We start from the raw sequence: 19,800 nt of genomic DNA on the forward strand, positions 1-19,800 counted from the left end.
TACGAGTTACAAGGCAGAATGCGTGCCATAGGCGCCGGATGCGAGACAAACCGTGATGTCCAGCGCCGAAGCAAGTCGAGCTGGCACAGGCAAACGCCCACGAACGGGGCGCGAATGCATGTTAAGGGTGCAGGATTTTGTATACAGCGAAGTTCAACCGTGGCGAGGGAGCTTGCGCCCTCGCCACGCGGGGATAAGTCAGGTCAGCTCAATACGATCCGCATGAATGACAATCTGCCCATTCTTGTACAGCGCACCAATGGCCTTCTTGAAGTTGCCCTTGCTCACGCCAAACAGGCTGGTGATCAATACCGGGTCGCTCTTGTCACTGACCGGGAGCGTGCCGTTGTTCTCGCGCAACTTGGCGAGGATCTTGGCGTTCAAGCTGGTGGCCGCTTCCTGACCCACCGGCTGCAGGCTCAGGCTGATCTTGCCGTCCGGACGGATTTCCTTGATGAAACCCTTTTCCTCTTTACCGGCGCGCATGAACTTGAAGATTTCGTTCTTGTGGATCAAGCCCCAGTGCTTGTTATTGATGATCGCCTTGAAGCCCATGTCAGTGGCTTCGGCCACCAGCAAATCGACTTCCTGTCCAGGTATATAGTTGGCCGGGGTCTTGTCCAGATAACGGTCCAAGCGCGCCGTGGCGGTGATGCGGCGGGTGTGTTTGTCGAGGTAGACATGCACCACGCAATATTCGCCGGCGGTCATCTGGCGTTTCTCTTCGGAGTACGGCAGCAGCAGATCCTTGGGCAGCCCCCAGTCCAGGAACACGCCGATGCTGTTGACCTCAACCACTTTCAGGCTGGCAAATTCGCCCACCTGGACTTTCGGCTTTTCAGTGGTGGCGATCAGTTTGTCGTCGCTGTCCAGATAAATAAAAACATTCAGCCAGTCTTCATCTTCGCTGGGAATATCCTTGGGGATATAACGATTGGGCAGCAGGATTTCACCGTCCGCTCCACCGTCCAGATATAAACCGAAGTTGGTATGTTTAACCACTTGCAAACTGTTGTAGCGCCCGACTAAAGCCATTTCCAATACCCTCATTGCTTGGGCGGCATTCTACCCGGTTTTGCGGCGCGATTCGTGGCCGACGACGAGCTTCGCCGCGCGGCCTTTGATTTTCCTGGGTTTTCGTCCAGGGCGTGGCCATTCGTCAGACGGCCGACGGTTCGCGTTGCTTCGCCTCGGCGCTGGGCTTGCTCAGATGATCTTATTTAAAACAGCGACTTAGGGCCATAAATACGGATAACCCAGCCGATATTCCGGTTTCAGCGATAATAATTCAGGAGGATATTTGCCGAGCAATTGTCAAGTATTTCCTGTACGATGCCTGGCCCAATTAATTATCTACAGGTTAATGGTCGTCATGCGCGTAAAAGCATCCAACAGCAAATCAAAGCCAGCTCCAGCCGTTGAAACCAGCGAGTCGATCAACGACCAGATCGCTGCGTTCCTCAAGTCCGGCGGTGAAATCCAGCAAATTGCCAAAGGTGTCAGCGGCCAGACATTCGGCCCGTCCAAGCAGATCAGCCTGGGCAAGAAGTAAACCTCGTAACACCTGGTCCCAAAGCGCTTTGACGCTCGAAGCGCTTGGACTGGAACCCCCTGCTTACACCCCTTCCCGCAAAAATCGACGAACGGCCATCGCGGCCGAGCATTCGCCGGTATGCTTGCACCTCTCTAGCTCAAGCGTTTCAGCTTGGTTACGATTCCCTGCTCCTCGCTATTGATGGAGTGAAGCATGCGCATTCACACGGTCGTGCTGTTGACCAGCCTATTGGCCTGCCCTCTCGTCCAAGGACAGGTGTTCCAGCGCGAGCTTGGTGACTTCGACCTTAAACTCGGTACCACGCCCAGCCGCAGCATGGCCCAGGGCCTCGTCACGCCATCGAGCACCGGTTCGTTCCACGGCGGCCTGGACCTGAGCCACGACAGCGGCTGGTATATCGGCCAGTGGTCGCCTAGCGCGGGAGTGTCCGCCGATCTGGAAGTCGATTCCTACCTGGGTTTCAAACAGCCCTTCGACCAGACACTGGGTTACGAAGTCGGCCTCATCCATTACAGCTACCCCACCGTCGATACCCTCGACAGCCAGGAATTCTACGGCGGCCTGACCCTGCTCGGCAGTCGCTTCGGCGCCGCCTTGAGCAATGACCCGGACACACAGAACAGCACCTTGTTTGCCGACCTGGGCGGCAACGTGCCGTTCGGCATTGGCATCAGCGCCAAATACACCACCCACCAGCTCAACTCGCCGGTGTCTGTGGATAACGGCTACGTCAGCAGCTTCAGCGACTGGTCGTTGAAAATCTCCCGGCCCTGGAAAGGCATCGACCTGGACCTGATCTACAGCGATTCGAGCCTCAGCGGCAACAGTTGCTCGGCGTATTCGGGTCACAACAGCGAATGCGACGGACTGGTCACACTGAAGATGGCCCACCCTTTTTACTAAGCGTTACGTATTCAATCGGCTGAACTGCCGCGCCCCTGCCATGCTCCAACAAAGCACCTACGCTTTCGCAAGGACTCGCTCATGTCGCGCTGGTTAACCCGCACCGCCATGTTCATCGCCATGCTCTTCGTGCTCACCGCTTGCAGCCGCGTCGGGCTGGCGTACCGCAACCTCGACCTGATCATCCCCTGGACGCTCAACGACTATTTGGAGATCAACGGTGAACAAAAGGATTGGTTCGATGAGCGCCTCAAGGACCATCTAAGCTGGCATTGCACCACGCAATTGCCCGGGTACCTTGACTGGCTCGATCGCCTCAAGACCATGGTGCAAACCGACCAGGTAACCGACGAAGCCCTGCAGCAACGCACCCGCGAAGCCAAGGCCGCCATTGCTGAAACGGCCCGGGAAATCACCCCCTCGGCCATCGAACTGCTGCAAGGCCTGAGCGACGACCAAGTGGCCGACATGGACGCCGCGTTCGTCAAGGATCAACGCAAACGCCAACGGGAATACCTCAAGCCGACGTTGCAACAGCAGATCAAGGAACGTGCCGAGCGTATGGAAAAACGCCTGAATGACTGGATCGGCCCGCTCAACGACGCCCAGCGTCAACGGGTACAAGCCTGGTCCACCGCCCTCGGCGACCAGAACCAGCAATGGATAGCCAACCGCGCTCACTGGCAGAACCAATTCAGCCAAGCCGTCGCCCAACGCCACAGCCCCGACTTCCCAAAACGCATCGAACAATTGCTGGTGAACCGTGAGAGCCTGTGGACCCCCGCCTACCGCGAGGCCTACAACAAAACCGAAGCCCAGGCCCGCAGCCTGCTGGTGGACCTGATGGCAGACAGCACTCCGGCGCAGCGTGAACGGCTGTTGCAAAAAATCGACGGAGTGAAAAAGGACTTCGGTGATTTAAAATGCTTGAAGGCAGCGCAACGGTAGGACAGGCCATCACTTGGGAGCGGGCGAGCCCGCTCCCAAGTGATATGGGACTGGATCTAGGCAATCTGCGCCTTCGAAGCCAAATCATCGAACGTAAACTCATCCAGCGCATCCTCCTGCTCATCCAACACTTGGCGCGGATGATCATTACCCGGGATGCTGCTATCGATCAGGCTCAACAACCTCGAGCCACGCGGCGTCAGCACAAAATTCTCGCCATTGCCGCCTTCTTCCTCCGGCCGAGGTTCGATATAGCCGCGCTCCAGCAGTAACTTCTCGTACTCCCCGGCGACCGCTTTCAGATGATCGAGGTTCTCGATTTCTTCGCCCTCAGCTGCTTTCGCCGCCGCGTGCTGCTCCGCATAGGGCCGAGGGGTAAAACTGTGGCCGGCGCCGTTCTGCACTTCGTGCAGCAACCGTTCGATCAAGTCCCAGTTATAAGTCGTCATCCTGGTCCATCCTCTAAAGAGTGAGATGCCTACTTGTTTTGTGACCGAGACGGTGCCGCGCCGTTCAGCCGGGTTCACGACCGGTCCTCTCCCCGAGCCGACCAACGGCATGTCGAATCCGACGCAGACCAAGCGACTAGGCAAAGCAACCGTCGATAAACGAATCTCTGAGGAGCAGCCCATGAACATCGAACACCATCCAGTCGTGTCGCGCAAAGAATGGCTCGCCGCCCGCCGCCAACACCTGGCCCACGAAAAAGCCTTTACCCGCGAACGGGACAAACTCAGCGCCGAACGCCGCGCCTTGCCCTGGGTAAAAATCGACAAGTCCTACCGCTTCCAAGGCCCCGACGGCGAACTGAGCCTGGCCGACCTGTTCGGCGGCCGCAGCCAACTGATCATCTACCACTTCATGTTCGGCCCCGGCTGGACCGAAGGCTGCCAAGGCTGCTCGTTCCTGTCCGACCACATCGACGGCGCCAACCAACACCTGGCCCACCACGACGTGGCCGTCGTCGCCGTCTCCCGCGCGCCCTTCGCCGAATTCCAACCCTTCAAACGCCGCATGGGCTGGGCCTTCGACTGGGTCTCCTCTGAAGGCTGCGACTTCAACTACGACTTCGGCGTCAGCTTCAAAACCGAAGACACTGCCACCGGAAAAGCCACCTACAACTACGAAATAACCGACACCACCGAAGGCGAACTCCCCGGCCTGAGCGTCTTCTATCGCAACGAAACCGGCGAGATCTTCCACACCTACTCCACCTACGCCCGCGGCCTCGACATCCTGGTCGGCACCTACAATTACCTCGACCTGACACCCAAGGGTCGCAACGAAGAGGAGATCATGGATTGGGTGCGGCATCATGATAAATACGAAGAGGCCAAGCCCCATAGTTGCTGCCACAGCTGACGCGCCAACCGCACAAGTCGAGCGCGATCCCAGTGGCGAGGGAGCTTGCTCCCGCTCGACTGTGCAGTAATCGCCCGTTTCGCCTTAACCACAGCGCTGCGCGATAGGTTTGATGTAATCGGGAGAGCTGCGAACGCAGGTAACAGAATTAATGACAACGGGCGACTTTCTCAGCCGCCCGCTTCATAGCATTGATTTGCTCATCGCCGATGGCGCTGCTGGGCCTGCATGTATTGGCGAAGAAGCTGATTGATGCGTGTCTGATAGCCCGCGCCCTGCCCCTTGAACCACTCGACCACATCGGTATCAAGGCGAATAGTCACCGACTGCTTTACCGGCACACGCAGCTCGGCGCGACGGAAGAAGTCCTCATCCAATTCGGGGATATCGCTGGTATCGATGTCCGCGTCATCCAACTTGGCCAAGCGCTCCCAGTCAGTTTTCGATGTTTTCGACATAACGCATGGCCTCCTGCTTAGTGGCTTTTCGGGCGGAGATGATGCGGATCACATCGCCCCGCCGTTCGGTGTACACGACCACGCCAATCAACGTTTTGATCAATCCGATAGTGATCCAACGCTCTTCGCCGTAGGCCCTTCGGTCATCGTGCAAGACCAGCATCGGATGCTGGAAAATGCCCGGCACGTCGTTGAAGTCGATGCCGTGCTTAAGAATGTTGGCCCGGTTCTTGGCTTCGTCCCATTCAAACAGCATGGGACCATCTGTACTTACCTACGTACATACACAGTACGCTCCTCTGCAGAAATACGCAGCCCCCAGGTAGCTCGATGAGATGCCCATCGGATCACCAGCGACATTCAAAACAACTCAGAAGACGCAACCGTATTCGACGCATGACGCCTCTTGCCCGAAGATTACTGTCGTAACCGCTCATCTGAAATCAGACGCCTCCTTTACGGCAGTACGAAAGATCCTGAGCGGCCGCAGGACTCCCTCGATCAGCAGCCCACCTTGCAGTCACTGAACTTTCTCCCCGCCATCAGCCTCAACCGTTTATCTGCCCAACAAAGGAATACGAGGCCCGAGCCATGAAAACCCTCATCACACTCACCCTCGCCGCCACTCTCACCTGCGCCCTGCCCGCCTGGGCCGCTTGCACACCCGAAGAAGCCAGCATCAAGCGCGAGCAACTGGCTGATAAGGTTGCCAAGCTCACTGAACAGGATCCGTCCAAGGCCAAGGAAATGAATGCCGAACTGCAGGCCATGAACATGGAGACATCCAGCAAGGATGTGCCGGACAAATGCGAGTTGATTGATAAGCGCCTGAAGGAATTGGAAGAGGCGCAGAAGAAGGCGGAGTGACCGCCGAGCTCAGCACACCCCGTTTCTGTGGCGAGGGAGCTTGCTCCCGCTGGGGTGCGAAGCAGCCCTGAAGTCAATAACTCGGTGTTCCAGGGGCAAACGGGGTGCTTTTATTGGGGCTGCTGCGCAGCCCAGCGGGAGCAAGCTCCCTCGCCACGGGTTGTGCGCAAGATTCAACCGCACATAAAAAACCGGACCCAGCTCCGGTTTTTTTCATCAAGCGCTAACGCCGATTTTACTCAGCCGCCGGTGCCTCTGGCTTGCGGCGCTTGAGCGGGGCCATGCCGTCCTTGCTGACCAGCGACAAGGCGTCGGTCTTCGGGCGGTTGGCGATCTTGCGCTTGGTCGGGGCCTTGGCGCCGGTTTTTTTCTTGTCGCCCTTGGCGTCGACTTTTTTCTTCTTCACGCCAACGGCCTTGCCCGAGGCCTTGACCTTTTTCGGTCCGCCGTAGGTGCCTTTGACTTCCTTGATGGTGCGACGCTCGAAGCTCTGCTTGAGGTAGCGCTCGACGCTCGACATCAGGTTCCAGTCGCCATGACAGATCAGCGAGATCGCCAGGCCGTCGTTGCCGGCGCGACCAGTGCGGCCGATACGGTGCACGTATTCGTCGCCGCTGCGGGGCATGTCGAAGTTGATGACCATGTCCAGCCCATCCACGTCCAGGCCACGGGCCGCGACGTCGGTGGCGACGAGGATTTTCACGCCGCCCTGCTTGAGGCGGTCGATGGCCAGCTTGCGGTCCTTCTGGTCTTTCTCGCCGTGCAGCACAAAGGCTTTGTATTCCTGGGCAACGAGACGGCCGTAGATACGGTCGGCCATGGCCCGGGTGTTGGTGAATACGATGGCCTTTTCATAGGTTTCGTTGGCCAGCAGCCAGTTGACGATCTGCTCTTTGTGCTGGTTGTGGTCGGCGGTGATGATCTGCTGACGGGTGGTGGCGTTCAGCTGGCTGACCGCGTTGAGCTGCAAGTGCTCGGGGTTGTTCAGGACCTTGGCGATCATCTCGCGCAGGCCCGAACCGCCCGTGGTGGCGGAGAACAGCATGGTCTGCTGGCGGTTGGTGCATTCATCCACCAGGCGCTGCACGTCTTCGGCGAAGCCCATGTCCAGCATGCGGTCGGCTTCGTCCAGCACCAGCACCTCGACTTCCTTGAGGTCGAGGTTGCCGGCGTTGAGTTGCTCGATCATCCGCCCCGGCGTGCCGATCAGGATGTCCGGCACCTTGCGCAGCATGGCGGCCTGGACCTTGAAGTCTTCGCCGCCGGTGATCAGGCCGGACTTGATGAAGGTGAACTGCGCGAAGCGCTCCACTTCCTTCAAGGTCTGCTGGGCCAGCTCACGGGTCGGCAGCAGGATCAGGGTCTTGATGCTGACGCGGACCTTGGCCGGGCCGATCAGGCGGTTAAGGATCGGCAGCACGAACGCGGCGGTCTTGCCGCTGCCGGTTTGCGCCGTCACCCGCAGGTCACGCCCTTGGAGCGCGAGCGGAATAGCCGCTGCCTGCACCGGCGTTGGCTCGACAAATTTAAGCTCGGCCACGGCTTTGAGCAGGCGTTCGTGCAGGGCGAATTGGGAAAACACGGGTGCTACCTCGAAGAAATGCAAAAAAACAGCTGCATAGGGTAACGGTTTCGAACGCGAAGGCCGAGTTTCTTTGTACAAACGGCTGCAAATCAGTGTGTTTTTGTGAAGGGGTTTGTCATCAACGGTCACTTTATCGGGCTTAAATGCTCTAATTCGCCCCATCGCGCCTATAGAAGAACCGTCTCGTCCATGGATATCAAACAGCTCTGGCTCAACCTACAAGATTTCTGGGGCGCCCTGGATCAGCATCCGCTCCTGCATTCCAGCCTCGCCCTGGCGCTGCTGCTGACGATTGCGCTGGTGCTCGGGCGCGTGGCGCGCTACCTGATCTTGCACGGCGCCAAGCTACTCGGCCGCCAACCGGCCCTGCACTGGGTCAACGACCTGCGCCAGAACAAGGTCTTTCATCGACTGGCGCAAACGACGCCGTCGCTGATCATCCAGTTCGGCCTACACCTGGTGCCGGGGCTCGGCAAGACCAGCACGGTGTTCCTGGGTAATGTGGCGCTGGCCTTCACCATTCTGTTCATGGTGCTCGCCATCAGTGCCCTGCTCAGCGCCCTGCTGGATGTGTACGCCCGCACCGAGCATGCCCGCACCCGCTCGATCAAAGGCTACGTGCAACTGACAAAGATGGTGCTGTATGTGTTCGGCGCGATCATCATCGTCGCCACGCTGATCGACCGTTCGCCGCTGTTGCTGCTGTCGGGCCTGGGTGCGATGTCGGCGGTGATCCTGTTGGTCTACAAGGACACGCTGTTGTCGTTCGTCGCCAGCGTGCAGTTGACCAGCAACGACATGCTGCGGGTCGGTGACTGGATCGAGATGCCCCAGGTCGGCGCCGACGGTGACGTGGTGGACATCACCCTGCACACGGTCAAGGTACAGAATTTCGACAAGACCATCGTCTCGATCCCGACCTGGCGCCTGATGTCCGAGTCGTTCAAGAACTGGCGCGGCATGCAGCAATCCGGCGGGCGGCGGATCAAGCGCAGCCTGTTCATCGACGCCAGCGGCGTGCGCTTCCTCCATGACGAGGAGGAGCAGCGCCTGACCCAGGTGCGCCTGCTGACCGACTACATCGGCCGCAAGCAGGCCGAGCTCAAGGCCTGGAACGAAGCCCAGGGCAACGTCGCGGCGATGTCGGCCAACCGCCGGCGGATGACCAACCTGGGCACCTTTCGCGCCTATGCCCTGGCCTATCTGAAAAGCCACCCGGAGATCCAGCCGAACATGACCTGCATGGTCCGGCAGCTGCAAACCACCGCCCAGGGCATCCCGCTGGAAATCTACTGCTTCACTGGCACCACCGTGTGGGCCGACTACGAACGCATCCAGGGGGATATTTTCGATTACCTGCTGGCGGTGATGCCGGAGTTTGGATTGAACCTGTACCAGCAGCCCAGCGGCACGGATCTGCGCTCGGGGCTGCTGCCGGCAGTTCTGGGGGCGAGCCACCTGCCGGAGCCGCAGAAGCAGGTGGTCTGAACCAGCACAATATTCAGGATGAAGGCTGGGGTCGGCGAACCCCCAACCGACTGATCCACACTGCCGCCAGTATCACCGACCCGCCCAGCAGCAACCGCCCCAACGCCTCGTGTTGGTTCCAGATCAACAGGTTCACCAGCAGCCCCACCGGCACGTGCAGGTTATTCATCACTGCCAGCGTACCGCCGTTGACCAGGCAAGCGCCTTTGTTCCACCAGTACAAACCGAGCGCGGTAGAAACCAGCCCGAGGAATACCAGTACGCCCCACTGCAACGGCGCTTCAGGCCAGAAATCCGCCTTGCCGAACAGCAGGAACGCCGGCAACGCAACCATCAGCGCGCCCAGGTAGAAATAGCCGAAACGTCGGTAATGCGGCAGGTCACTCGGATGCCGCGCTACCAAGTGCTTGTACAACACCTGTCCCGCCGCATACGTGAAGTTGGCCAGTTGCAGCAGCAAGAACCCCATGAAGAAATCCGGGTTGATCCGGTCGTAGCGAATCACCGCCGCGCCGGCCACGGCCACCAGCGCCGCGATCAACGCCCAGGGATTGAAGCGACGGTTGAGGGCATCTTCGATCAAGGTCACGTGCAGCGGTGTGAGGATGGTGAACAACAATACCTCTGGGACCGTCAGCACTCGGAAACTCAGGTAAAGGCAAACGTAAGTCACGCCGAACTGCAAGGCCCCGATCAACAGCATGCCGCGCATGAACGACGGTTCCACCTGGCGCCAGCGCGTCAACGGAATGAACACCAGCCCCGCCAGCACGACCCGCACCAGCACCGCGAAATAACTGTCGACGTGGCCGGCCAGGTATTCGCCGATCAGGCTGAAGGAAAACGCCTGGATCAATGTCACAAAAAGTAGATAGCCCATACCGCCCTCGTTTCGAATGGCGGCGAAGATAACGGTTTTGAACAGCGGGAGCCATGAGATCGCAGGCAAAAAAAAGCCCGATCTCGCTTAAGCGTTCAATCGGGCTGATGCACTCAGGGAGCAATAAGTGCAAAGGGAGGTTCGATGCGCAAAACGGTTTGAAGGGAAGCGCCAAGTCACTAGACCACCTGGCGATTACCCGAGGATTAACGGATCAGGCGACCTGGGACAGCTTGGCGTTGGCCTGATTCAAGCCCTTCTCCTGGAAGTCACCGCCCAGGTTCAAGCCTTCGGCATGGATGAACGTGACGTCGTGGATACCGATGAAACCCATCACCTGGCGCAGGTACGGTTCCTGGTGGTCGGTGCTGCCGCCTGCATGGATGCCGCCGCGGGCGGTCAGGACGAAGGCGCGCTTGCCGGTCAATAAACCCTGGGGACCGGTGGGGGTGTACTTGAACGTCACGCCGGCACGCAGCACATGGTCCAGCCAGGCTTTCAAGGTGCTGGGAATCGCGAAGTTGTACATCGGCGCGGCCATCACCAGTACGTCGGCGGCCAGCAGTTCGTCGGTCAGTTGATTGGAGCGCTCCAGCGAAGCGTTCTCGCTGTCGTTGCGCTGCTCAGCCGGTTTCATCCAGCCACCCAGCAAATTGGCGTCCAGGTGCGGCACCGGATTGACGGCCAGGTCACGAACGCTGATCTCATCGGCCGGGTGCGCGGCTTTCCACTGGTTGATGAAGGTCTGGGTCAGTTGGCGAGAGACCGAATCTTGCTGGCGGGCACTGCTTTCGATGATCAGGACGCGGGACATGGCTTGTAGGCTCCATCTGAGAATGTTGTCAGTCGATGGAGTGAAGGTTAATCGCGATCATATCGATGAAAAAGCGCAAATAATTGCTGTAATACATCGATATTTTCGTTTATAAGCGGAGCACATGTTGCGACGCTACCCGCCGTTGGCTACTTCGGCTTACAGGTCAGCTCGATGCGCAGCTTGATGATGTTGCGGTTGAACTTGGCCGTGGCGTTCTTGAACTTGCCGGCGGCGACTTCGATCTTGCGGGTGCGCGGTGCTTCGGGACCGTTGCGGAATACCACCGTACAGGCCGCGTCCGTGCTGCCGTAGTTGTTGACCTGGATCGAGCCGATATCGGCATCGGTGTCGTAGGCGGTGTAGTCGATGCTCAGGCCGTTGAGGTGTTTTTCCACATCGATCGGGTAGGCGAACGCGGTCAATGGCAACAGGGCCAGCAACGCACAACAGATTTTCTTCATTCGGCAGTCTCCACCAAGGGATCGCCAGCTTAGGACAAGAGGAGCTCAATATGAAAGCGCCCCGCGTGACCCTTGATCAGTGGCGAACGTTGCAAGCGGTGGTGGACCACGGTGGTTTTGCCCAGGCCGCCGAAGTGCTGCATCGTTCCCAGTCATCGGTAAGCTACACCGTCGCGCGCATGCAGGATCAGCTCGGCGTACCGTTGCTGCGCATCGACGGGCGCAAGGCCGTGCTGACCGAAGCCGGTGGCGTACTGTTGCGCCGCTCCCGGCAATTGGTGAAACAGGCCAGCCAATTGGAAGACCTGGCCCATCACATGGAGCAAGGCTGGGAAGCCGAAGTTCGCCTGGTGGTCGACGCGGCCTACCCCAACGCCCGCCTCGTTCGTGCCTTGACGGCATTCATGCCGCAAAGCCGTGGCTGCCGGGTGCGGCTGCGCGAAGAAGTGTTGTCGGGGGTCGAAGAAGTGCTGCTCGAAGGCGTGGCAGACCTGGCCATCAGCGGCTTCAGCATTCCCGGTTACCTGGGCGCGGAACTGAGCGATGTGGAGTTCATCGCCGTGGCCCATCCCGAACACGCCCTGCACCGCCTCAATCGCGAGCTGAACTTCCAGGACCTGGAGAGCCAGTTGCAAGTAGTCATCCGCGACTCCGGTCGCCAGCAACCCCGGGATGTCGGCTGGCTCGGCGCCGAACAGCGCTGGACCGTAGGCAGCCTGGCCACCGCCGCGAGTTTTGTCGGCAGCGGGTTGGGATTCGCCTGGCTGCCCCGTCATATGATCGAACGAGAACTCACGGAGGGCGTGCTCAAGCGTCTACCCTTGGAACAGGGAGGCAGCCGCAACTCGACCTTCTATCTTTTCTCAAACAAGGAAAAACCCCTGGGCCCGGCCACGCAAATCCTGATCGAACTGCTGCGCACCTTCGACACCGCGCCGCTGGATGCGCCGTTCGCCGCCCCTGAACAAGCCTGACAAGGACTTCACCGATGGCCTATTTCGAGCACGAAGGTTGCAACCTGCATTACGAGGAGTACGGCCACGGCGCGCCCCTGGTGCTGGTCCACGGGTTGGGCTCGAGCACGCGGGACTGGGAAAAACAGATCCCGCTGCTGTCCGCCCGTTATCGCCTGATCGTGCCCGACGTGCGCGGCCACGGTCGCTCCGACAAGCCCCACGAGCGCTACAGCATTGAAGGCTTCAGCGCCGACCTGAGCGCCCTGATCGACCACCTCGAGCTGGGCCCGGTGCACTTGGTGGGCTGGTCCATGGGCGGCATGATTGCTTTCCAGTTGGCCGTGGACGAACCCGCGCGGGTCAAGAGCCTGTGCATCGTCAACAGCGCCCCTGAAGTCAAAGTCCGCACGCCGGACGATTGCTGGCAATGGTTCAAGCGCTGGAGCTTGATGCGCCTGCTGAGCCTTGAAACCATCGGCAAGGCCCTCGGCGCCAAATTGTTCCCCAAGCCCGAGCAAACCGAGCTGCGCCTGGAAATGGCCCGACGCTGGGCACGGAACGACAAACGCGCCTATCTCGCCAGTTTCGACGCCATCGTCGGCTGGGGTGTGCAGGAACACCTGTCGCATATCGCCTGTCCAACCCTCATCATTTGCGCCGACCACGACTACACCCCGGTGGCGCTGAAAGAGGCTTATACGAAGCTTTTGCCTGACGCACGACTGGCGGTCATCGCCGATTCACGGCACGCTACACCGCTGGATCAACCCGAACGCTTCAACCAGACCCTGCTCGAATTCTTGACCGCAATCGATTCCACTACCCAGGATCACTGACCCCATGCTGAAAAAAATCGCCCTCGCCGCCGGCTCCGTCCTGTTTGCTGCCAACCTGATGGCCGCGCCCGCGCCACACGTCTTGCTGGATACCACCAACGGCCAGATCGAAATCGAACTGGACCCGGTCAAGGCGCCCATCAGTACCAAGAACTTCCTTGAGTACGTTGACAGCGGCTTCTACAACAACACGATTTTCCACCGCGTGATCCCAGGCTTCATGGCCCAGGGCGGCGGCTTTACCCAGCAGATGCAACAGAAAGACACCAAGGCGCCGATCAAGAACGAAGCCAGCAACGGCTTGCACAACGTTCGCGGCACCTTGTCGATGGCTCGCACTTCCAACCCGGATTCGGCCACCAGCCAGTTTTTCATCAACGTGGCTGACAACGCTTTCCTCGATCCGGGCCGCGACGCCGGCTACGCGGTGTTCGCCAAAGTGGTCAAGGGCATGGACGTGGTCGACGTCATCGTCAACTCCCAGACCACCACCAAGCAAGGCATGCAAAACGTGCCGATCGATCCTGTGATCATCAAGTCGGCCAAGCGCATCGACTGAACGCACAGGGCAAGCCTGAGCGGCGCCGGCAACCCCGCGCCGCTCACAGCAAAAAAGGAGAGCCCTCGCCCGGGCTATGTACCCCATGGTTTACCGCCGTTTTGAAAAACTGATCGACATCTTCCGCGACGCGCCGACCTCGGCCCCGCCGAACCGCGTCCTGCCCTTCTATACCTATTACCTGAAACAGGTCTGGCCCAGCTTCGCCGCGCTGCTGCTGGTGGGCCTGATCGGCGCGCTGATAGAAGTCGCGCTGTTCAGCTACCTGAGTCGCATCATCGACCTGACCCAGGCTACGCCCAGCGCAGACTTCTTCAAGCTCCACGGCGTGGAGCTGGCTTGGATGGCCGTGGTGGCGCTGGTGTTCCGGCCGATCTTCGTGGCCCTGCATGACCTGTTGGTGCACCAGACCCTGAGCCCCAGCATGACCAGCCTGATCCGCTGGCAAAACCACAGCTACGTGCTCAAGCAAAGCCTCAACTTCTTCCAGAACGACTTCGCCGGGCGCATCGCCCAGCGCATCATGCAGACAGGCAACTCGCTGCGCGACTCGGCGGTGCAGGCGGTGGATGCGTTGTGGCACGTGCTGATCTATGCCATCAGCTCGCTGGTGCTGTTTGCCGAAGCCGATTGGCGCCTGATGATTCCCCTGCTTATGTGGATCGCCTCGTACATCGGCGCCCTTTACTACTTCGTGCCACGGGTCAAGGAACGTTCGGTGGTCTCCTCCGATGCCCGCTCCAAGCTCATGGGGCGGATTGTCGATGGCTATACCAATATCACCACTCTGAAGCTGTTCGCCCACACCAACTTCGAACAGCAATACGCGCGCGAAGCCATCGAGGAACAAACCGAAAAGGCTCAGCTGGCCGGCCGTGTGGTGACCAGCATGGACGTCGTCATCACCAGCATGAACGGGTTGTTGATCGTCGGCACCACCGCCCTGGCGCTGTGGCTGTGGACGCAATCGCTCATCAGCGTCGGTGCCATTGCGCTGGCTACCGGCCTGGTGATCCGTATCGTCAACATGTCCGGCTGGATCATGTGGGTGGTCACCGGCATCTTCGAAAACATCGGCATGGTCCAGGATGGCTTGCAGACCATCTCCCAGCCCGTCAGCGTCACCGACCGCGAGCAGGCCAAGCCGCTGGCCGTGGCCCAGGGCGAGGTGCGTTTCGAGCACGTGGATTTCCACTATGGCAAGAAAAGCGGCGTAATCGGCGACCTGAACCTGGTCATCAAGCCTGGCGAGAAAATCGGCCTGATCGGCCCGTCCGGCGCGGGCAAGTCGACACTGGTGAACCTGCTGCTGCGTCTTTACGACGTACAAGGCGGGCGCATCCTCATCGACGGCCAGGATATCGCTCATGTCGGCCAGGAAAGCCTGCGCGAGCGCATCGGCATGATCACCCAGGACACGTCGCTGCTGCACCGTTCGATTCGCGACAACCTGCTTTACGGCAAGCCCGACGCGACCGATGCGCAACTCTGGGAAGCGGTGCACAAGGCCCGCGCCGATGAGTTCATCCCGCTGCTATCGGACGCCGAAGGCCGCACCGGCTTCGACGCCCATGTGGGCGAACGCGGCGTCAAACTCTCCGGCGGCCAGCGCCAACGCATCGCCATCGCCCGGGTACTGCTCAAGGACGCGCCGATCCTGATCATGGACGAAGCGACTTCCGCGCTGGACTCCGAAGTCGAGGCGGCGATCCAGGAAAGCCTAGAGACGCTGATGCAAGGCAAGACCGTGATCGCCATCGCTCACCGCCTCTCGACCATCGCCCGGATGGATCGCCTGGTTGTGCTGGAAAACGGCCGCATCGCCGAGACCGGCAGCCATGCCGAACTGCTGGCCCATGGCGGTTTATATGCGCGGCTTTGGCAGCATCAGACGGGTGGATTTGTCGGAATCGACTGAGCCCTGGAGTCTGCACAAAACCCGTGGCGAGGGAGCTTGCTCCCTCGCCACGGGGGTTTCTAGAGCCCATAGTCCTCAGCACTGCCGATAAGGCAGTGCTGCTTTCGCCTCTTCGGCATACGCCAGCACCCCTTCATGCTCGCGCGCGAGAAAATCCGCCACCGCCGCTTTCAGGCCCGGATGACGCAAGTAGTGCCACGAGCGGGTAATCACCGGTTCGAAGCCGCGGATCAACTTGTGCTCACCCTGGGCACCGGCGTCAAAGCGCTGCAGACCGTTGGCTATCGCATAGTCCATGCCTTGGTAGAAACAGGTTTCGAAGTGCAGGCGATCAAACTCCGCCAGGCATCCCCAGTACCGCCCATAAAAGCTGTCGCCACCCACCAGACTGAACGCCATCGCCACCGGCCGTAAACCTTGCTTGGCCAGCACCACGCGAATGGCCTCGGGCATGCGCTCGGCCAACAGGCTGAAAAACGCCCGGGTCAGGTATGGCGCCTGCCGTCGCACCGCGTAGGTGTTGGCGTAGCAGGCGTAGACAAAATCCCACTGCGCCTCGTCCAGTTGATGGCCTTCAAGCCACTCGAATTCTATGCCCTGCCCTGCCACCTGCTCGCGTTCCTTGCGCATCTGCTTGCGCTTGCGGGAACTGAGCGCATCGAGGAAATCCTGGAAGTCCCGGTAACCGCGGTTCTGCCAGTGGTATTGGCAGCCGATCCGCTGCAGCCAGCCCTCCTGTCTGGCCAGCGCCGCATCGGTGAAAGGGTCGGTGAAGTTAATGTGGGCGCTGGAGAGCGCTTCGATTTCCAGATAACCCGGCAGGCTGCCGAGCAATTCCAAGCCATCCTCCACACACGCCGCCAACAATCGCGGACCGCTGACCGGACTGAACGGCACCGCCGTCAACAGCTTGGGGTAATACTCGATGCCGGCACGGGCGCAGGCGTCGGCCCAGCCGTGATCGAACACATACTCACCGTAGGAATGCCACTTGCGATAACTGGGCAAGGCCGCGAGCAAGCGTCCCTCTTCGATGTGCAACAGGTGCTCGGGCTGCCAACCGGAATGCGCGCCCAGGCTGGCGCTGTCTTCAAGGGCGCTTAGAAAAGCGTGGCGCAGGAAAGGTTGATTGGCGGGCACCAGCGCGTCCCACTCATGTGGCGCGATGGCGGACAAACTGTCCAGGACGTGAAGCGGCATGCAGTTCCCCGTGATCCAGGTGATGGGGCGAGTATCGCCGATTCGGACCGTGCGGGCTAAAAAAAAACCCCGCCAGAGGCGGGGTTCAAAGGAGCTGTAACGGATGAAAGTGGAGCGGTGTATCAGGTCAACGCGATTTAGAACACGTACTGGGCACGTACAACGAAGCCGTCGCCGTCGTCATCGCCATTGGCGTTGGTGACTTTGTCGGTCTTGGCCTTGACGTAGGCACCGGTGATTTTCACCGCTTCGTTGGCGTACCAGTTGACGCCCAGGTTGTGCACCTTGGCTTCGGCATCGCCCACTTCACGGGTTGCCGAGGCAGTGGTGATGTTGTCGTCTTCTACGGTCATGCTGTCGAAGCGGTAGAACACTTCCCAGGCACCGATGGACTTGTTCTGGGGCTTGATCGCGTCAAACTTGCCGACTTTATAACCACGGGACTCACCGGTGATGGTGTAGGCACCCTGGACATAGAAGCCGTGGCCCTTGAGGTCTTCGAAGGCGTCGCTGTCAGCCTTGGTCTTGCGGGAGATGTATTCACCTTGGATCGAGGCTGGACCCATGGCGAACGCGGCTTCCAGGCCGAAGGCGGTATCGGTGTCGTAGGAACCGGCCGGCGAGTTGTTGGCGCCGCCCAGGACCGGACGGTTGCCGTTAGGACCGGCGTCGTTACCACCCAGGGTTTCAACGCCACGCATGCCCAGACGGGAGCGATAACGGGCATCGAATGCGGTATCGGAAACGTCGCGGGAGGCCACGTTCAAACCGAAGTGCAGCACGTTGCCGGCTTCGTGCATCGGGGCGAACACGAAGCGACCGTTGGCCTGCTTGATGCTGTTGCCGTCGGTGTCGTCGGTGTCTTTGCTGAATACACCGGCCGACGCGTAGAACGAATCGGCGAAGACGCCGGAGGCTTGCAGGCCCAGGCCGTTCTGGTGGCCGTTCGCCCAGTCGATCAGGTCGTAGGCGGCGTTACGCTCAGGCGCAGTGACCCACTTGGAGCTGGTGGCTTTTTCCAGGCCGAAGTCCGGGTCGAAACGACCTACCTTGATCGACACCGGCTTGAAGCCGTTGTAGGCCAGGGACGCTTCGTCGAAGTAACCGTTGTCGGAATCGCCGCTGTTGTGGGAGAAATCGTAGTTGATGGTGTAGGCCCAGTCCGTGTACAGCACGCCGGACAGTTCCAGGAAGCCGCGGCGGATGTAGGCGGCATCAGCCTTGTCGCCGTTGTCAGTGTAGATACCGTCGAACTGGCTGTAGTCAGCCTGCAAACGACCGCCGAGCTTGAAGCTGAACTCTTTGTCAGTGGTAGCGACCTCAAGGCCGCCCTTGGTCTTGACCACGATATCGGCGCCATCGGTGGTGACGGTGCCGGCGAAAGCCTGGGCGGTTACTGCCATTGCCAGTGCGCTGGCGGCAACACCTGCGAAGTGCTTACGGATCATCGAAGAATTCCCCTAGTTGGTAATCTATGCGTTAGAAAACACGCGGAACTGGGCCCGCTGGTGTTGGGAGGGGATCTTGGCGGCGGGGTGTGTCAGGCAAGTTGCTATCACATAAAGATTTTATGACAGCGGAACTTTTTACTTCGAATGGGAATAACTGAAGGGCAGCTTCGAGAGGTGAGCTGCAAGCGGCAAGCTAGAGCGGTGAAGCAGCGATCAAGCTGCTTTCGTGGCGAGGGAGCTTGCTCCCTCGCCACAGGGAAAAATCGGGCAGTTCAGGTCACCGCTTGCGCAGGATCACGCTGCCGATCGAGTAGCCGGCGCCAAACGAGCTGAGCACCGCGACCGAGCCGCTAGGCAGGTCATCCTGATACATGTGGAATGCAATCACGGAACCGGCCGAGCTGGTGTTGGCGTAGCGGTCGAGGATCACCGGGGCTTCCTCTTCGGTAGCCTCGCGCCCCAGCAGCTTGCGCACGATCAGCTGGTTCATGCTCAAGTTGGCCTGATGCAGCCAGAAACGCTTCACTTCGCCGACGTTCAGCTGATTTTCTGTCAAATGGGTGCCGACCAGTTCCGCCACCATCGGGCAGACGTCACGGAACACCTTGCGGCCTTCCTGGACGAACAGTTTGTCTCGGGTGCCGACGCCCTCTTCTGCCGCACGGTTGAGGAAGCCGAAATTGTTGCGGATGTTGTTGGAGAACTTGGTGAGCAGCTTGGTGCTGACCACGTCGAACTGGTACGGCGATGTCGCCTGGTCCGCGCGCTCGATGATCACGGCAGTGGCCGCATCGCCGAAGATGAAATGACTGTCGCGGTCGCGGAAATTCAGGTGGCCGGTGCAGACTTCCGGGTTGACCATCAGGATCGCCCGGGCCTGGCCCAGCTGCACGCTGTTGGCCGCGGCCTGGATGCCGAAGGTCGCCGAAGAACAGGCTACGTTCATGTCGAAGCCGAACCCTTCGATGCCCAGGGCTTCCTGGACTTCAATGGCAATGGCTGGATAAGGACGCTGCAGGTTGGAGCAGGCAACGATCACGCCGTCGATGTCGGCAGCGGTGCGGCCGGCGCGCTCAAGCGCCTGTTTCGCGGCGCCTACGGCCATTTCGCAGAGCACCGACCACTCGTCGTTGGAACGCTCAGGCAGGCGCGGCGTCATGCGTTGCGGATCGAGGATGCCCTCCTTGTCCATCACGAAACGGCTCTTGATGCCCGAAGCCTTTTCGATGAACGCCGCGTTGGATTCGGTCAATGCTTGGACTTCGCCGCGTTCGATGGCCTCGGCGTTGTCGGCGTTGAACTGCGCGACATAGGTATTGAAAGATTGCACCAGCTCTTCGTTGGAGATGCTGTTGGCCGGGGTGTACAGGCCGGTGCCGCTGATGACGACGTTATGCATGGTCGTTTCTCTGATCTGTTCAGGCAGAAAGTATTGGCACCGACGTACCAACACGCAAAGGGACTTTTCCCATCCAGGGGAAGCAGCCCAGGCATCGCTTTATTCCGATCCGCCCGTGGCCTTGAAGCTCAAGACCACGGGACCGGCATTTATAGGC

At 59.8% G+C, this 19,800-nt stretch carries 21 protein-coding genes; 10 read left to right on the forward strand and 11 right to left on the reverse strand.

The annotated features are described in order from the left end of the window. Nucleotides 1–198 precede the first annotated feature (198 nt). Nucleotides 199–1,035: a CvfB family protein gene (locus HU806_RS21135; RefSeq protein WP_186614030.1), complete on the reverse strand. Its 837-nt coding sequence runs from the start codon at nucleotides 1,033–1,035 to the stop codon at nucleotides 199–201. A 328-nt stretch (nucleotides 1,036–1,363) separates the two neighbouring features. Between HU806_RS21135 and HU806_RS21140 the strand changes: the two genes are divergently transcribed. From HU806_RS21140 to HU806_RS21150, 3 genes are all read left to right on the forward strand, one after another. Beyond that, nucleotides 1,364–1,552, forward strand: a complete 189-nt coding sequence (locus tag HU806_RS21140; protein ID WP_172436054.1) for a PFL_1563 family small protein — start codon at nucleotides 1,364–1,366, stop codon at nucleotides 1,550–1,552. A 195-nt stretch (nucleotides 1,553–1,747) separates the two neighbouring features. Beyond that, on the forward strand, nucleotides 1,748–2,458 hold the full coding sequence (locus HU806_RS21145) for a TorF family putative porin (RefSeq protein ID WP_186614032.1): 711 nt from the start codon (nucleotides 1,748–1,750) through the stop codon (nucleotides 2,456–2,458). A gap of 81 nt (nucleotides 2,459–2,539) precedes the next feature. Further along, entirely contained in the window at nucleotides 2,540–3,406 is an 867-nt protein-coding gene (locus HU806_RS21150; protein ID WP_186614034.1) for a DUF6279 family lipoprotein, read from the forward strand. Nucleotides 3,407–3,462: 56 nt separating this feature from the next. On the opposite strand, the gene HU806_RS21155 is transcribed toward HU806_RS21150, so the two are convergent. Continuing rightward, the gene (locus tag HU806_RS21155) at nucleotides 3,463–3,855 is read right to left on the reverse strand and encodes a transcriptional regulator (protein ID WP_186614036.1); all 393 of its coding nucleotides are present in this window, start codon (nucleotides 3,853–3,855) and stop codon (nucleotides 3,463–3,465) included. A 181-nt stretch (nucleotides 3,856–4,036) separates the two neighbouring features. Between HU806_RS21155 and HU806_RS21160 the strand changes: the two genes are divergently transcribed. Beyond that, nucleotides 4,037–4,768 carry a DUF899 domain-containing protein gene (locus tag HU806_RS21160; RefSeq protein ID WP_186614038.1) on the forward strand — a complete coding sequence of 244 codons (732 nt, stop codon included), beginning with the start codon at nucleotides 4,037–4,039 and terminating at the stop codon, nucleotides 4,766–4,768. A 200-nt stretch (nucleotides 4,769–4,968) separates the two neighbouring features. On the opposite strand, the gene HU806_RS21165 is transcribed toward HU806_RS21160, so the two are convergent. Both HU806_RS21165 and HU806_RS21170 read right to left on the reverse strand, forming a co-directional pair. Continuing rightward, on the reverse strand, nucleotides 4,969–5,226 hold the full coding sequence (locus tag HU806_RS21165; protein ID WP_186614040.1) for a BrnA antitoxin family protein: 258 nt from the start codon (nucleotides 5,224–5,226) through the stop codon (nucleotides 4,969–4,971). Further along, nucleotides 5,204–5,482, reverse strand: a complete 279-nt coding sequence (locus HU806_RS21170; RefSeq protein WP_186614042.1) for a BrnT family toxin — start codon at nucleotides 5,480–5,482, stop codon at nucleotides 5,204–5,206. The genes HU806_RS21165 and HU806_RS21170 overlap by 23 nt, the downstream gene beginning before the upstream one ends. A 335-nt stretch (nucleotides 5,483–5,817) precedes the next feature. Between HU806_RS21170 and HU806_RS21175 the strand changes: the two genes are divergently transcribed. Further along, nucleotides 5,818–6,093, forward strand: a complete 276-nt coding sequence (locus tag HU806_RS21175) for a hypothetical protein (protein WP_186614044.1) — start codon at nucleotides 5,818–5,820, stop codon at nucleotides 6,091–6,093. A 235-nt stretch (nucleotides 6,094–6,328) separates the two neighbouring features. Here HU806_RS21175 and HU806_RS21180 read toward each other — a convergent pair whose 3' ends face one another. After that, on the reverse strand, nucleotides 6,329–7,675 hold the full coding sequence (locus HU806_RS21180) for a DEAD/DEAH box helicase (protein WP_186614046.1): 1,347 nt from the start codon (nucleotides 7,673–7,675) through the stop codon (nucleotides 6,329–6,331). Between the two features lie 192 nt (nucleotides 7,676–7,867). Between HU806_RS21180 and HU806_RS21185 the strand changes: the two genes are divergently transcribed. After that, entirely contained in the window at nucleotides 7,868–9,166 is a 1,299-nt protein-coding gene (locus HU806_RS21185; protein WP_186614048.1) for a mechanosensitive ion channel family protein, read from the forward strand. Between the two features lie 13 nt (nucleotides 9,167–9,179). On the opposite strand, the gene HU806_RS21190 is transcribed toward HU806_RS21185, so the two are convergent. The 3 genes from HU806_RS21190 to HU806_RS21200 form a co-directional block, all read right to left on the reverse strand. Then, nucleotides 9,180–10,046 (reverse strand): carboxylate/amino acid/amine transporter, encoded by an 867-nt coding sequence (locus HU806_RS21190; RefSeq protein ID WP_186614050.1) that lies wholly within the window; start codon nucleotides 10,044–10,046, stop codon nucleotides 9,180–9,182. A gap of 214 nt (nucleotides 10,047–10,260) precedes the next feature. Next, complete coding sequence (locus HU806_RS21195; RefSeq protein WP_186614052.1) at nucleotides 10,261–10,860, reverse strand: FMN-dependent NADH-azoreductase; 600 nt, start codon at nucleotides 10,858–10,860, stop codon at nucleotides 10,261–10,263. 149 nt (nucleotides 10,861–11,009) lie between these two features. Continuing rightward, nucleotides 11,010–11,324, reverse strand: a complete 315-nt coding sequence (locus tag HU806_RS21200; RefSeq protein ID WP_186614054.1) for a 3-phosphoglycerate kinase — start codon at nucleotides 11,322–11,324, stop codon at nucleotides 11,010–11,012. A gap of 50 nt (nucleotides 11,325–11,374) precedes the next feature. On the opposite strand from HU806_RS21200, the gene HU806_RS21205 reads away from it, so the two are divergent. The 4 genes from HU806_RS21205 (at nucleotide 11,375) to HU806_RS21220 (ending at nucleotide 15,593) form a co-directional block, all read left to right on the forward strand. Beyond that, the gene (locus tag HU806_RS21205; RefSeq protein ID WP_186614056.1) at nucleotides 11,375–12,298 is read left to right on the forward strand and encodes a PA3225 family LysR-type transcriptional regulator; all 924 of its coding nucleotides are present in this window, start codon (nucleotides 11,375–11,377) and stop codon (nucleotides 12,296–12,298) included. Nucleotides 12,299–12,312: 14 nt separating this feature from the next. Continuing rightward, nucleotides 12,313–13,116, forward strand: coding sequence for an alpha/beta fold hydrolase (locus HU806_RS21210; protein ID WP_186614058.1), 804 nt, complete (start codon nucleotides 12,313–12,315; stop codon nucleotides 13,114–13,116). Nucleotides 13,117–13,120: 4 nt separating this feature from the next. Further along, complete coding sequence (locus tag HU806_RS21215; protein WP_186614060.1) at nucleotides 13,121–13,675, forward strand: peptidylprolyl isomerase; 555 nt, start codon at nucleotides 13,121–13,123, stop codon at nucleotides 13,673–13,675. Nucleotides 13,676–13,760: 85 nt separating this feature from the next. Then, complete coding sequence (locus HU806_RS21220) at nucleotides 13,761–15,593, forward strand: ABC transporter ATP-binding protein (protein WP_186614062.1); 1,833 nt, start codon at nucleotides 13,761–13,763, stop codon at nucleotides 15,591–15,593. A 75-nt stretch (nucleotides 15,594–15,668) separates the two neighbouring features. Here the strand turns inward: HU806_RS21220 and HU806_RS21225 are convergent, their stop codons facing one another. The 3 genes from HU806_RS21225 to HU806_RS21235 form a co-directional block, all read right to left on the reverse strand. Continuing rightward, nucleotides 15,669–16,793, reverse strand: coding sequence for a GNAT family N-acetyltransferase (locus tag HU806_RS21225; RefSeq protein ID WP_186614064.1), 1,125 nt, complete (start codon nucleotides 16,791–16,793; stop codon nucleotides 15,669–15,671). Between the two features lie 137 nt (nucleotides 16,794–16,930). Further along, complete coding sequence (locus HU806_RS21230; protein ID WP_186614066.1) at nucleotides 16,931–18,241, reverse strand: OprO/OprP family phosphate-selective porin; 1,311 nt, start codon at nucleotides 18,239–18,241, stop codon at nucleotides 16,931–16,933. Between the two features lie 280 nt (nucleotides 18,242–18,521). After that, nucleotides 18,522–19,643 carry a beta-ketoacyl-ACP synthase III gene (locus HU806_RS21235; RefSeq protein WP_186614067.1) on the reverse strand — a complete coding sequence of 374 codons (1,122 nt, stop codon included), beginning with the start codon at nucleotides 19,641–19,643 and terminating at the stop codon, nucleotides 18,522–18,524. Nucleotides 19,644–19,800 lie beyond the last annotated feature (157 nt).

Origin of the sequence: Pseudomonas sp. SWRI154, assembly GCF_014268645.1 — a bacterium.
GTDB lineage: Bacteria > Pseudomonadota > Gammaproteobacteria > Pseudomonadales > Pseudomonadaceae > Aquipseudomonas > Aquipseudomonas marvdashtae.